At 61.6% G+C, this 12,225-nt stretch carries 13 protein-coding genes; 11 read left to right on the top strand and 2 right to left on the bottom strand.

What is annotated here, in order from left to right:
* Positions 1-17: 17 nt before the first annotated feature.
* The 9 genes from AC0J1C_RS11335 to AC0J1C_RS11295 all read left to right on the top strand — a co-directional run bounded on the left by AC0J1C_RS11335 (position 18) and on the right by AC0J1C_RS11295 (position 9,015).
* Entirely contained in the window at positions 18-1,178 is a 1,161-nt protein-coding gene (locus AC0J1C_RS11335) for a chemotaxis response regulator protein-glutamate methylesterase (RefSeq protein WP_375192775.1), read from the top strand.
* Positions 1,178-1,918, top strand: coding sequence for a flagellar motor protein (locus AC0J1C_RS11330; protein ID WP_473043978.1), 741 nt, complete (start codon positions 1,178-1,180; stop codon positions 1,916-1,918). The genes AC0J1C_RS11335 and AC0J1C_RS11330 overlap by 1 nt, the downstream gene beginning before the upstream one ends.
* Positions 1,919-1,936: 18 nt before the next feature.
* Positions 1,937-2,719, top strand: coding sequence for a flagellar motor protein MotD (gene motD / locus AC0J1C_RS11325; protein WP_473043977.1), 783 nt, complete (start codon positions 1,937-1,939; stop codon positions 2,717-2,719).
* Positions 2,720-2,915: 196 nt separating this feature from the next.
* Complete coding sequence (locus tag AC0J1C_RS11320; RefSeq protein WP_375192778.1) at positions 2,916-3,713, top strand: ParA family protein; 798 nt, start codon at positions 2,916-2,918, stop codon at positions 3,711-3,713.
* Positions 3,706-4,524: a chemotaxis protein CheW gene (locus AC0J1C_RS11315; RefSeq protein ID WP_473043976.1), complete on the top strand. Its 819-nt coding sequence runs from the start codon at positions 3,706-3,708 to the stop codon at positions 4,522-4,524. Before AC0J1C_RS11320 ends, AC0J1C_RS11315 begins: the two co-directional genes overlap by 8 nt.
* Before the next feature lie 134 nt (positions 4,525-4,658).
* Entirely contained in the window at positions 4,659-5,147 is a 489-nt protein-coding gene (locus AC0J1C_RS11310) for a chemotaxis protein CheW (RefSeq protein ID WP_091986340.1), read from the top strand.
* 66 nt (positions 5,148-5,213) lie between these two features.
* A complete protein-coding gene (locus AC0J1C_RS11305) occupies positions 5,214-5,606 on the top strand; it encodes a DUF2802 domain-containing protein (protein ID WP_375192780.1) in 393 nt (130 codons plus the stop codon).
* A 26-nt stretch (positions 5,607-5,632) separates the two neighbouring features.
* Positions 5,633-7,915 (top strand): ATPase, T2SS/T4P/T4SS family, encoded by a 2,283-nt coding sequence (locus tag AC0J1C_RS11300; protein WP_473043974.1) that lies wholly within the window; start codon positions 5,633-5,635, stop codon positions 7,913-7,915.
* Positions 7,912-9,015 carry an ATP-binding protein gene (locus tag AC0J1C_RS11295; protein ID WP_473043972.1) on the top strand — a complete coding sequence of 368 codons (1,104 nt, stop codon included), beginning with the start codon at positions 7,912-7,914 and terminating at the stop codon, positions 9,013-9,015. The genes AC0J1C_RS11300 and AC0J1C_RS11295 overlap by 4 nt, the downstream gene beginning before the upstream one ends.
* Here AC0J1C_RS11295 and AC0J1C_RS11290 read toward each other — a convergent pair.
* Positions 9,001-9,315, bottom strand: coding sequence for an EscU/YscU/HrcU family type III secretion system export apparatus switch protein (locus AC0J1C_RS11290; RefSeq protein ID WP_473043971.1), 315 nt, complete (start codon positions 9,313-9,315; stop codon positions 9,001-9,003). The two genes, AC0J1C_RS11295 and AC0J1C_RS11290, sit on opposite strands and share 15 nt — an antisense overlap.
* The gene (gene fliK / locus AC0J1C_RS11285) at positions 9,312-10,697 is read right to left on the bottom strand and encodes a flagellar hook-length control protein FliK (RefSeq protein WP_473043970.1); all 1,386 of its coding nucleotides are present in this window, start codon (positions 10,695-10,697) and stop codon (positions 9,312-9,314) included. Before fliK ends, AC0J1C_RS11290 begins: the two co-directional genes overlap by 4 nt.
* Positions 10,698-10,865: 168 nt before the next feature.
* Here fliK and ccmA point away from each other — a divergent pair, with 168 nt between their 5' ends.
* Together ccmA and ccmB are read left to right on the top strand one after the other, a co-directional pair.
* Positions 10,866-11,498, top strand: a complete 633-nt coding sequence (gene ccmA, locus AC0J1C_RS11280; RefSeq protein WP_473043969.1) for a cytochrome c biogenesis heme-transporting ATPase CcmA — start codon at positions 10,866-10,868, stop codon at positions 11,496-11,498.
* The gene (gene ccmB, locus AC0J1C_RS11275; RefSeq protein ID WP_473043967.1) at positions 11,495-12,220 is read left to right on the top strand and encodes a heme exporter protein CcmB; all 726 of its coding nucleotides are present in this window, start codon (positions 11,495-11,497) and stop codon (positions 12,218-12,220) included. The genes ccmA and ccmB overlap by 4 nt, the downstream gene beginning before the upstream one ends.
* Positions 12,221-12,225: the final 5 nt, after the last annotated feature.

Below are 12,225 nucleotides of genomic sequence, written 5' to 3'. Positions count from 1 at the left end.
TTGGGTAGGAGAATTGGATGACAGTTTCTGTCCTGGTCGTTGATGATTCAGGTTTTTTTCGAAAACGGCTGACGGAGATCCTGACCAGTTCCGGCCAGATCAAGGTGGTGGGTGCCGCCACTAACGGGCGCGAGGGTGTGGAGCTTGCAGAAAAGCTGCGTCCGGACGTGATCACCATGGACTACGAGATGCCGGTAATGGACGGCATCACCGCCGTGCGGGAGATCATGCGCAAGCGCCCGACACCGGTACTCATGTTCTCGTCCCTTACCTACGAGGGAGCACGGGTCACCCTGGACGCGCTCGAGGCGGGAGCAGTGGACTTCCTGCCCAAGAATTTCGAAGAGATTGCGCGCGACAACAGCCAGTTACAGAAAATCCTCATCGACCGGATTCTGGACGTGGCTCGCAGCCGGCCCGGTAACAAGGCGGCGCCAGCCGCTCCCGGGCCGTCGGCGCCGTCAGGCCGGGAGCCATCTCCGGCGTTGCGGTCCCGAACGGCGTCGGTGGAACGGCCTCGTTCCTCACTGCGGGAACGGCCCGCCACCCCGGCACCGGTCGGCGACGCAGAGACTGGCCGGCGCCCGGTCCGGCGTGGCCCCGCCAGGCATTACGCCGTGGTGGGTATTGGCACCTCCACTGGTGGACCGGTGGCCCTGCAGAGGGTGCTGACGGCTCTGCCGGCCTCGTTTCCGGCGCCCCTGGTGCTGGTTCAGCATATGCCGGCCAGCTTTACCCCCGCCTTTGCCGAACGGCTGAACAAGTTGTGTCAGATTGAAGTGCGGCAGGCCGAAGATGGCGATGTGCTCCGGCCCGGACTTGCATTGCTGGCGCCGGGCGGCAAGCAGATGATGATCGAGAACCGGAGCGGCCAGGCCAGGGTTCGCATACTGCCCGGGGACGAGCGCCTCAATTACAAACCTTGCGTGGATGTCACTTTCGGTTCGCTGGCTCGCAGCTTTCCCGGCAAGACCCTTGGTGTGATCCTTACCGGCATGGGCTCGGATGGCAAGGAAGGTTGCCGGCTGATGAAACAGAGCGGATCAGACGTCTGGTCCCAGGATGAGAAATCCTCGGTCATTTACGGCATGCCCATGGCCGTTGCCAAGGCGGGTCTGACCGACGAAGTGCTGTCACTGGATGACATCGGCCCCCGGTTGATCGAGGGCGTTAGCTGATGGATATCCTCTCCCTGCTCGGGGTTGTTCTCGGTTTTGCCGCGATCCTCGGTGGCAATCTGCTTGAGGGCGGTGCCCTCGCGTCGCTGTTCAATGCCCCGGCGGCGATCATAGTGATCGGTGGCACCCTCGCGGCAACCATCCTGCAGACGTCCTGGCCCATGCTCAAGCGGGCCTTCAGTCAGGTCCGCTGGGTGTTCGTGCCGCCGTTCATCAGCCTGGAGGACGGCATTGGCAAGGTGATCGACTGGAGTGTGAAAGCGCGAAAGCAGGGGCTTCTGGGGCTTGAAGGGCTGGCGGAGCGGGAGCCGGAAACTTTCGCCCGCAAGGGATTGCAACTGCTGGTGGATGGTGCCGAACCGGAAACCATTCGCAGCATCATGGAAGTGGATCTGGAATCCCGGGAACAGCGGGATCTGGAATCGGCCAGAGTGTTTGAGGCCATGGGGGGCTATTCGCCCACCATCGGTATCATCGGTGCGGTCATGGGTCTGATTCAGGTGATGACCAATCTGGAAGATCCTCAGTCCCTGGGCAGCGGTATTGCCACTGCTTTTGTGGCCACCATTTACGGTGTTGCCCTGGCCAACCTGCTGTTCTTCCCTGTGGCCAACAAGATGCGGGGCATTGTGCGCGAGCGCACCCGCTACGAAGACATGATGATTGACGGCATTATTGCCATCGCCGAAGGCGAAAACCCGAAATCCATCGAATTGCGGCTGCGGGGCTTCCTGCAGTGACCGCACGCAGGCCAACTTATGAGGCGCCGTAGGCAAGCCCAGGACGATCTGCACAACAAAGAGCGCTGGCTGATTTCCTACGCCGATTTCATCACGCTCCTGTTCGCCTTTTTCGTGGTGATGTATTCGGTGTCCTCGGTGAACCAGGGCAAGTATAAAGTACTCTCCGAAACCATGACCGGCGTCTTCAACGCGCCCCAGCGGTCCTTCCAGCCCATTGAGGTGGGAGACCAGCCCCGGCGGTCCCTCGAGGCTCCAGCCGAAGACGTGATTCCTCCGACGGTAACGGAAGCCCCGCAGAACCCCGAAATGGACGCCCAGGCCCGGACTGAAGCCCTCCGCGCAATGGCCGACCAGCTGGCACTGGAATTTGATGAGCTGATCAACCAGGGGGTAGTAACCCTGGAGACCAGCGACCGCTGGCTCGAGCTCAATCTGCCGAACAGCCTGTTGTTTGGCAGTGGCGATGCCGAGCCTCATTACGATGCCTTTGAAGTGGTCGAGAAGATTGCCACGGTTCTGAATAACCGGGACAACGCCGTGAAGGTTGAGGGCTTTACCGATAACCAGCCGATCAACAGCTCCCGCTTTCCATCCAACTGGGAACTGTCCGCAGCCAGGGCGGCGGCGGTCGTCCGGATGCTGGTGATGGAAGGCATTGAGCCGGAGCGGTTGGCGGCGGTTGGCTATGGCCAGTACCAGCCGGTAGCCCGTAATGACACCGAAGCGGGACGGCAAAGGAATCGCCGGGTGGTATTGCTGATTTCCCGGGATGCCAGTATCCGGGGCGCGATGCGCTGACAGTTCTCCTCGGCAGATGCGTATATGCCGGTTGGCATGGTTCCTGTATTACTTCCGGTTAATATCAAACGACGGCAACCGCTTGCCGGTATTCCTGTTCGCCGTTCGTTCAAGTTGCCCGCAGACTGGCCGATAACCCCTCAGGTACGCGCCGCGGGCTGTCGGCGAAATGACCTGTCTTCTGGAGAACCAAAGCGTGCGAATCTGGGCAGTAGCCAATCAGAAAGGTGGTGTGGGTAAAACGACAACCGTGGTCACCCTCGGCGGATTACTTGCCGAACGTGGCAAACGGGTACTAGTCGTTGACCTGGACCCCCACGGCTCGCTGACCAGCTGGTTTGGTTACGATCCGGATACCATTGCCCACAGTGTGTTCGACCTTTTCCAGCACCAGGGCAAGGTGCCACAGGGACTGCCAGCCCAATTGATCACGGAGACCAGCTGCAAGGGACTCTCCCTGCTGCCGGCCAGCGCAGCGCTGGCGACTCTCGAGCGCCGCATGATTGGCGTTGAGGGGATGGGGTTGATCGTTTCCCGGGCATTGACCCAGCTGTGGGACGACTTTGACTACGTGCTGCTGGACAATACCCCGTCACTGGGCGTTCTTATGGTAAACGCCCTGGCCGCGGCCCAGCACCTTATTATCCCCGTGCAAACGGAGTTCCTGGCCATCAAGGGCCTGGAGCGGATGTTGCACACGCTTCAGATGATCATGCGATCCCAGAAGAATTCACTTGCCTACACCATTGTGCCGACCCTGTACGATCGCCGTACCCAGGCGTCGGTGAAAAGCCTCAACCTGTTGCGCAAGACCTACCGGGACACACTCTGGCAGTTTGCGATTCCGGTGGATACCAAGTTCCGGGATGCCAGCCAGGCAGGCGTGGTCCCGTCCGCGCAGGATGCGGAAACCCATGGTGTTCGAGCCTACAGCCATCTGTTGGACGATCTGATGTCGCGGATTGGCCAGGTGAGGGAGCGTCAGCATGGCTGACGAAAAGTTGACACGGCTGGCGGACCCGGAAACCGCGATCGCCAGTTACCTGGACGAGTTGCTTCACACCGCCACAGATACCGCCCGGCGTGAGGAAGGTTCCGAATCCCTGGCGCCGGAAGCTGCACCAACGAAACCGGCACCCGCGCCTCGCCCGGCCGTTACCGCCGAAAAACCGGCACCTAAGCCGGAGCCAGCCAGGCCGGAGCCAGTCAGGCGGGTCAGGGCGACACCTCCGGAACCGGCCAGAGCAAAGACGCCGGTGGCCCCTCACATTGCGGAGCCGGTGGTCCAGAAAGCAGAGAAGGCCACGGCCGAACCAGCGCCTGTGGCGCCACCGTCCCGGCCTGAGTGGTCGGACAAGCCGTTCGAGTGCCTGATCTTCACGGTGGCGGGGCTGCAGTTGGCCGTGCCGTTAATACTGTTGGGCGCGATTCACCGGATTGAGGACGAGATCCGCCCGATTCCCGGCAGCCCCCGCTGGTACATGGGCATTCGGGCCGATCGTGACCAGAACCTGCGGGTGGTGGACACCGCCGAGTGGATCATGGCCGGGCGGGTTCCGGAAAATGCCCGGGACAATTACCGGTTTGTGATTCGGCTCGATAACAGCGACTGGGGCCTGGCCTGCGACGATGTGGCCCAGTCCTTCACGCTGAAGCCCGACGAAGTGCGCTGGCGAACTGCCCGCAGCAAACGGCCCTGGCTGGCCGGAACCGTGATTGATCACATGTGCGCACTGATTGACGTTCGCACCATGGCCGACTTGCTGATCAGGGCGGAAAGAGAGCACCATCTGGACTTGAGCTGAAGCAAACAACCGTTACCGAATGAAACCGAGCCTAGCTGGCACGGTTTGTGCCCTTAACTATAGTATTGGGCACTGATGATAATTTTTTGACGATCAGGTTGCCCGCCGGGCAGCCCCAGAGGAGAAACATCGCTATGGCATCCCCGAGCGGAAAAACCAATCAGGCCCAGGACGACCAGGTACTGCAATACGTTACCTTCCGGCTGGATGATGAGACCTACGGTCTGAATGTCATGCAGATCCAGGAAGTGCTGAGATACACCGAGATTGCGCCGGTTCCCGGTGCCCCGGACTACGTACTCGGCATTATCAACCTGCGGGGTAACGTGGTTACGGTCATCGATACCCGCCGCCGTTTCGGTCTGGCGGATGCGGAAGTGACCGACGCCACCCGGATTGTGGTGATGGAATCCGCCAATCAGGTCATGGGTATTCTGGTGGATTCGGTGGCCGAAGTGGTTTACCTGAAGTCCAGTGAAATTGAGACCGCACCGAACGTGGGTAACGAGGAAAGTGCCAAGTTTATCCAGGGCGTGTGCAACAAGGATGGCGAACTGATCATACTGGTCGAGTTCGACAAGATGCTGTCAGACCACGAGTGGGCTGAAATCGCGGCACTGTAACCGGGGCAACCCGCCCAGCGCCCTCCGATGGATGCCTTCCGTGGCCACAAACGGGAGACATCCGTCATGTTTGCAGAAATTCCGTCATACCTTCCCTGGGCCCTGACTGTCACCGCACTGTCCCTGGTTTTCGTGCAGGGATTGATGCAGCGGCGCCAGATCCGCAGCCTGCGCGACCAGCTCAAAAACCGGTGCGATACGCTGGGGCGGGAATTGCACGCCACCACCAGCGGCAGCATGGGCGTGGGCCAGCGTCTCGTTAGCTGCGAGCGACAGCTCCACGAATTGCGCAGCACGCTGGATGAAATGCGACAGAACGATCCGCTGCGGATTTCCTATGATGAGGCCTCCCGCCTGGTTGATCTCGGTGCTGATATCGACGATCTTATGAACACGTGCGGAATATCCCGTCCCGAGGCCGAGCTGGTGTCAGCACTGAGGAAACGTCAGGCGGCCTGATACCATGCCGTTACGGACGTTGCCGAATGAAAAGAGTGTATCCGAGGGCCCTTGAGGCCCTCCACGCAGTAGCTCGCCACGATTTTGTTGCCGGCGCCGACCTGGTCCCTTCCATTACCGGCCATTCCATTCCCCGCCAGGAGACTGTTGCCCACATCCTTTCGCTGATTCCGGAGATCGAGCCGGATCAGGTGGTCATGCACGTGGGCGGCGGCTCCGGGTATCTGGCGGCGGTGCTCGCTGGCCTGGCCCATCGTGTCATCTATGTGGACAAAAATTCGGTTGTGGCTGAGGCTGCCCGGGAACGTTTCCTTCGCCTTGGCAAGCACAACGTGGACGTTCTCGTGGACAGTGCCGAAGAGCTTCTTGAGGTTGATGAGCCCTGTGATCTGGTGCTCTGCACCAGCTTTGTTGGCCAGAGAGATAGCTTCGTTGGTCTGCTGCGTGAGGGTGGCCGCTTGGTGATGCTCGAGGGACGGGCGGGTCCCGTGCCGAGTCTGGCCATGTTCGTGAACCGGAAGGGGCAGCTTGAACGCGAGCGGACACTGGGATGGGTGGATTTCAACCGCAACGCGGAGCAGATTCTGATCGACCTGGGTGTGGTCGATGATCGGATTCTGGCAGAGGCAAAAGCCGAGGCGGCAAAACAGAACGCTCGCCTTCTGGATGTTCTGCGGCAAAAGCTGAACATGGACGAGCTGGACCTTTATCGTTCCCTGGCCCGGCAACGCGGACTCACGTTCACTGACGCAGATACTTTGCTGCCGGCACTCGACCCGGCGCTGTTTCGGGGGTTTTCCAGAACCTTTCTGGATCTTTCCCGGTTGATACCCGTTGCCCGGGAGAATGGACGAATCACCGTGGTGACCGACGATCCGGACGCCCGCACAGATCAGTTGGAGCGCCTCAGTCCCAATCAGGTAATCGAGTGTCTCCTGGTCACGCCCACGGACTTCCGGCGCATCTGGTCGGCCCTGGATCTCACGGTAAAGGGCCGGAACTTTGTTGCCGAGCAGGCCGGGGAGACCAGGGCAGCCGGTGATTCGTCGGTAAGTGCCAGCGCTACCCTGGGCGGAGAAGCAGGGGACGGCCATGTCAGCCCTTATCTGGTTTCTGTCTATGAGGCCATCCTGCTGGACGCCGTCAGCGAGAAAGCCAGCGACATCCACATCGAGCAATACGATGCACGGGTCCGAATCAGGCTCCGGGTGGATGGTGATCTTCATGATCTGCCGCAGTACCAGTTGTCGCCGCGGGAAATCAGGGGAGTGATCAACGTGATCAAACTCCGGGCAGAGCTCAACATTGCCGAGCACCGATTGCCCCAGGGAGGGCGATCTCGCCTCCAGCTTGGCGACATGGCCTATGATCTTCGCATTCAGACCCAACCCTCATTGCACGGCGAACATGCCATCATAAGGTTGCTGCCCCAGACCGGGCGCGCCATGACCATTGCCGAGCTTGGTATGTCGCCGGCCATCGGCGCGCGGTATCAGCGCCTGCTGGATAACCCCGCCGGGCTTGTGCTGGTGGTCGGTCCGACCGGCTCCGGTAAATCCACCACCCTGTATGCCGGTTTACAGACCCTGGCCGACGATGGCCGGCGCAAGGTGATCACCGTGGAAGATCCCATCGAATACTCGATCGATAACGTTCAGCAAACCCGGGCACGCCCTGAAATCGGATTCGGGTTTGCTGACGCCATGCGGGCGTTTGTCCGGGAAGACCCGGATGTGATTCTGGTTGGCGAGATCCGCGACCAGGAGACGGCCCTGGAGGCAATCCGCGCGTCGCAAACCGGTCACGTGGTGCTTTCAACCCTCCACTGTAACGACGCCGTGGATTCGCTGCAGCGTCTCTTTGACCTGGGCATTCATCCCAACTCCATCGCCGGAGAACTGCTGGCAGTCATTGCCCAGCGGCTGGCGAAACGAATCTGCAGCCATTGCCGGCAGCCGTCCCAACCCGATCCGGTGATCCTCTCGGAGTTGTTTCCGGACGGGCCGCCCGCCGATTTCCGGTGCTTTGAAGGCGCCGGCTGTGACAAGTGCAGCGGGCGAGGTACCCAGGGACGAGTTGCGATTGTGGAGTATATGGAGGTGGACCCCGGCGTTCGCAATGCAATCTCCAGTCAGCCGCCTATCGGCGAGCTTCGCTGGCGAGCGCTCGATGTGGGCCTGGTTACGATGCGCGACAGCGCCCTGGATCATGTGATTGAGGGGGTTATCCCGCTTTCGGAACTGCCCCGGATCCTTCCAAGGGAGCGAATGGCGCCGGAAATTCGTGGCGGACGCAGGAGCGAACAATGACTCACACATCAGCGGAACTGAAAGCCGCGCAGAGGGAGCCTGCGGAACAGGTCTACGAGAACGAGCTGACACGGCTTCGTGGCCTGGATCTGGGGCCGGTGCCACCCGGCTGGCTGATGTCGCCCCGTGCCGTTGAGAAGTTCGTCATGGGCGATGCGGAACTGGGTATCGAACGTAAATTCGTGGCCGAACGCACCCTGGTGATACGCATCATCATTTCTTTGTGTACCAGTCGAGGATGCCTTTTGGTTGGCGAACCGGGCACCGCCAAATCCTGGCTGTCTGAATTGTTGACCGCTGCCATTTCGGACTGTTCCACCCTGACCCTTCAGGGAGGCGCCGTGAGCGGCGTGGGACAACTGCTGTACACCTGGAATGAGTCGATCCTCCAGCGCCTAGGCCCCTGTCGGGAGGCGCTGGTGCCCAGTCCCCTGCTGCGGGGCATGATGGAGGGGCGGCTGGTCCGGTTCGAGGAGATCGCCCGTTGTCCGCAGCCCCTGCAGGATGCGCTTCTGTCGGTGCTGTCCGACCGGGTGGTGGTGATCCCGGAACTACCGGGCGACGATGGCATTGTACTGGCGCGGGACGGTTTCAATGTGGTGGCCACTTCAAACAGTGTGGACGCCGGTGTTCACCACATGAGCGCTGCTCTGAAGCGGCGGATGGATTTCGAGGAAATTCGCCCCATCCAGAACCTGAAAGACGAGATGGACGTGGTGCTTCGCGAGGTGCGCCGGGCCAATCAGCGGGCCGGTATTACGGCGGATCTTGATGAGTCCGTAATCGAGGTTCTCGTGACCCTGTTCCACGAACTGCGCAATGGGCAGACCCTGGACGGACGCAGCACTGACCGATTGGCCGGGGCGGCACTGTCCACGGCAGAGGCCGTTTCCGTCGCCCATGCCGCGAGCCTTAATGCCTGGTATTTCGGTGGTGGGCAAATGACAGTTGAGCATTTGATGCACCACATCGTGGGATCGGCGCTCAAGGATCAGCCGGAAGACCGGCGCAGGCTCCGGCACTATTTCGACACGGCGGTTGCCCCAAGGCGTGGGTCCAACTGGCAGAACGCGTGGGCGCTCAGGTCACTTATCCGCTGAAGGGTCGGTGGAGTCGGGCCTCCGGTCCTCGGGCGTGAAACCCCGGATGTGGAAGGCGAACGCCAGGATCTCCGCAATTACCCGGTACAGCGACTCCGGAATCTCCTCGTTCAGCGACAGTCGGGCAAGGATGCTCGCCAACTCGGCGTTTTCATACAGCGGCACGCCATGGTCGCGGGCAATGCGAATGATTTCTTCGGCCAGTTCGTGGGTGCCGGTGGCGCTGATAGTCGGGGCCCGCTCGCCATCATAACGCAGCGCCACTGCGGCGCGACTGCTGAAGTCCTGATCTGTACTCATGCCCGGGTATCCACCAGTCGATGTTCCAGACGGGTAACGCTGCCCTGAGGGGTCCCCCTCCGGCATTCAAGATCCGACACTTCCAGGCCCAGGTCGGTGAGGCTTTGCCGCAACAGCGGCAGTTCTTCGTTGACCCGTTGAAGGGTACTCTGTTTTTCTGCCCACACTCGGGCACTGACCGACTGCTGGCGGAGGGCCACATCGAAATGCAGGGGGCCTGCTTCGTCGAGATCCATGGCCAGCGACAGGCGCCACTCGGCAACCGCTGCGGCCGGAGTCTTGTGATCCGATTCCTTGTTCTCCGGGTACTGTTCAATCCTGAGCTGGGCCAGCCTGGGCTCATGCTGCGGGGTTAGCCAGGGCAAGTCGAGCAACAGGGTGGACGCCGGAGCACCAGCCTCGGCGCCGCCCCGGGCCGTGAGCGCCTGGCTGTGCAACTGGTTGACGGTGATACGGTTCAGCATACCGGCCAGCAGCCGGAGCATCTGCCCGACCGTTGCCGGCTCGCCACCTGCTGTTGGCTGGGGCGTTGTCAGAGGTTGGGGAAATTGCAGGGGGGCCCGCATCAGATCGGCAGTTGCCAGTGGCGTGAGACGGTTGAACTGCTCTGGAGGCTGACCTTGCTGGGCCAGTAGCGAGGTCACAATCCGCCCGAGGGCGAGCTTCAGATCCGGAAGCTGGGGTGAGGGCGCCTGGGCCAGTCGTGATTCGGCAAACAGGCCGCTTTCCGACATCCACTGGCGCACTTGCCTTGCGATCTGTGGCTGGGTACCGTCGCCGGGCGACAGGCTGGTACTGCCCGGCAGTCGGGACAGCATCTGCTCAACGGCCTGCCGGGCTGCTTCCGGCAGAGGCTGAGGTATGCGGGCGGAGGGGAGTTGACCCGGCAACGGATCCGGTTTCAGTCCCTGTTTGAGAGCCCCCAGTAACTGTGCCAGCCCGGCGTCCAGACTCTGTTGCCAGGGCAAACGCTGCGCCATGGCGCGCGCTATTCCGGCCTCCGGAGCTGGTGCCAGTTTGCCCATCAACTGCAGCTCGTTGCCGGCCCGCATCACTTTGACCCAGTCGCCCGCGGCATACTCGGTTTTACCGGTGGCGGCCTGTACCAGCAGGGATTTGCCTCGCACATCCAGCAGCAAATCGGTGCCTTTGCCACCTTGTTGCTGGATGATTTCCGCCACCCGGGCCAGAGTGGTCTCCCGGTTGGCGAGCTGGAGCTGGTCCAGCAACTGCCTCGCCGAGGCGGGGGTTATTGGCTGCCCGCTCTGGCCCGGACCTGCGGCCGGTTCGCCGGAACCGCTGGTCGGTGTCTGCCCGGTTCTGGTTGTCGACACGGGCTGAGGCTGGGGTGCCGGAGGCTGTTGTCCGCTGGGTAGTTTCATCGCCACCGAATTGATGTTGAACAAGAGTAATCGGCACGGGCTTTCGCTATAATACGCCGCGCCGGCCGGCCGCACCTGTTTCGCCACTGACTCAAGGGTAGCGCTGGCAGCGGCTGCGAATACACCCGATGCCGTCAACACGCGCATCGTCCTGGTTACGGGGACCTGATGTCTGAGCCGCTATTACAGGCTGTCGACCTGCAGTGCGAACGGGATGAACGATTACTTTTCCGTGATCTCTCGTTCTCCATAGTGCCCGGTACGGTCACCCGTGTCGAGGGCCCCAACGGCTCTGGCAAGACGACGCTTTTGCGGATTCTCGCCGGCCTCAATGACGCCTGGTCAGGGCAGATTCTCTGGTGTGGTGCGCCCAGGTCTGACAGCCGGGAAGCGTTCCTGCGCAATACCCTTTACCTTGGCCACCGGCCGGGCATCAAGGCGCTGCTGACGCCGGTCGAGAACCTGCGCGCGCTCACCGCCGGGCGGCGGCCCCTGCCGGACAGAGTCCTGCGTCAGGCACTGGCGGGTACCGGCCTGGCGGGCTTCGAAGATGTGCCCTGCCGTACCCTGTCCGCTGGCCAACAACGGCGGGTTGCATTGGCACGTTTGCTGGTGGCGGACGAACCGCTCTGGCTGCTGGACGAGGTCTTCACCGCCATCGACCTGGATGGCGTCGGTGCGATCGAATCGCTGCTTCAACAACGGGCAGCCGAGGGTGGGGCGGTGGTGGTGACCACCCACCACGAACTCCAGCTGCCAGGTATGCAGCGCATCGTACTCGGGGAAGGGGGCGTTTCATGAACGCGGCTAACCGGCCTTCCCTGGCACTCCAGCATGAGACTCCTGGAGTGTTGTCCGCCATGGTTGCGGTTTTCAGCCGGGATCTGCGAGTGGCGCTCCGGCAGCGTCAGGACCTTCTCAATCCCTTGCTGTTTTTCGTAATGGTAGTGGCACTTTTTCCCCTGGGAGTCAGTCCGGAAGTGTCATTTCTGAGAGAAGCCGGAGCGGGTATCCTGTGGGTTGCGGCGCTGCTCTCGGTTCTGCTGTCGCTGGATCACCTGTTCCGGCACGATTTTGAAGACGGCACCCTCGAGCAGCTGGTGTTACAGCCCCACCCGCTGTTCTTGCTGGTGCTGGCCAAAACCGCGGCGCACTGGGTGCTCACCGGGCTGCCGCTGGTGGCGTTGGCCCCGGTTCTCGGCGTGATGGTGCATCTGGACGGGAACTCCATCGGAGTTTTGTGTCTAACGCTGCTGATCGGTACACCGGTACTGAGTCTGATCGGTTCCATCGGCGCTGCATTGACTCTTGGTTTGCGCTCGGCAGGCGTGCTCTTGTCCCTGCTGATCATTCCACTGTACATTCCCGTGCTGATTTTTGGCACGGGCACCGTGGCTTCGGCCGCAGAGGGCGCCCCGGTGGCTGCCTATATGGCCCTGATGGGGGCACTTCTGGTGCTGGCACTGACCCTGGCACCCTTTGCGTCGGCGGCGGCACTTCGAATCAGCCTGTCGAACGGATGAAACAA

This window comes from Marinobacter sp. E2, assembly GCF_055755345.1.
This window is presented reverse-complemented; position numbering and strand designations above follow the sequence as displayed.

What these genes read in the sequence shown, in the direction of transcription:
- AC0J1C_RS11335 (WP_375192775.1), top strand. Translation starts at nt 18, where the DNA reads ATGACAGTTTCTGTCCTGGTCGTTGATGATTCAGGTTTTTTTCGAAAA.
- AC0J1C_RS11330 (WP_473043978.1), top strand. Translation starts at nt 1,178, where the DNA reads ATGGATATCCTCTCCCTGCTCGGGGTTGTTCTCGGTTTTGCCGCGATC.
- motD (WP_473043977.1), top strand. Translation starts at nt 1,937, where the DNA reads ATGAGGCGCCGTAGGCAAGCCCAGGACGATCTGCACAACAAAGAGCGC.
- AC0J1C_RS11315 (WP_473043976.1), top strand. Translation starts at nt 3,706, where the DNA reads ATGGCTGACGAAAAGTTGACACGGCTGGCGGACCCGGAAACCGCGATC.
- AC0J1C_RS11310 (WP_091986340.1), top strand. Translation starts at nt 4,659, where the DNA reads ATGGCATCCCCGAGCGGAAAAACCAATCAGGCCCAGGACGACCAGGTA.
- AC0J1C_RS11305 (WP_375192780.1), top strand. Translation starts at nt 5,214, where the DNA reads ATGTTTGCAGAAATTCCGTCATACCTTCCCTGGGCCCTGACTGTCACC.
- AC0J1C_RS11300 (WP_473043974.1), top strand. Translation starts at nt 5,633, where the DNA reads ATGAAAAGAGTGTATCCGAGGGCCCTTGAGGCCCTCCACGCAGTAGCT.
- AC0J1C_RS11295 (WP_473043972.1), top strand. Translation starts at nt 7,912, where the DNA reads ATGACTCACACATCAGCGGAACTGAAAGCCGCGCAGAGGGAGCCTGCG.
- AC0J1C_RS11290 (WP_473043971.1), bottom strand. Translation starts at nt 9,315, where the DNA reads ATGAGTACAGATCAGGACTTCAGCAGTCGCGCCGCAGTGGCGCTGCGT.
- fliK (WP_473043970.1), bottom strand. Translation starts at nt 10,697, where the DNA reads ATGAAACTACCCAGCGGACAACAGCCTCCGGCACCCCAGCCTCAGCCC.
- ccmA (WP_473043969.1), top strand. Translation starts at nt 10,866, where the DNA reads ATGTCTGAGCCGCTATTACAGGCTGTCGACCTGCAGTGCGAACGGGAT.
- ccmB (WP_473043967.1), top strand. Translation starts at nt 11,495, where the DNA reads ATGAACGCGGCTAACCGGCCTTCCCTGGCACTCCAGCATGAGACTCCT.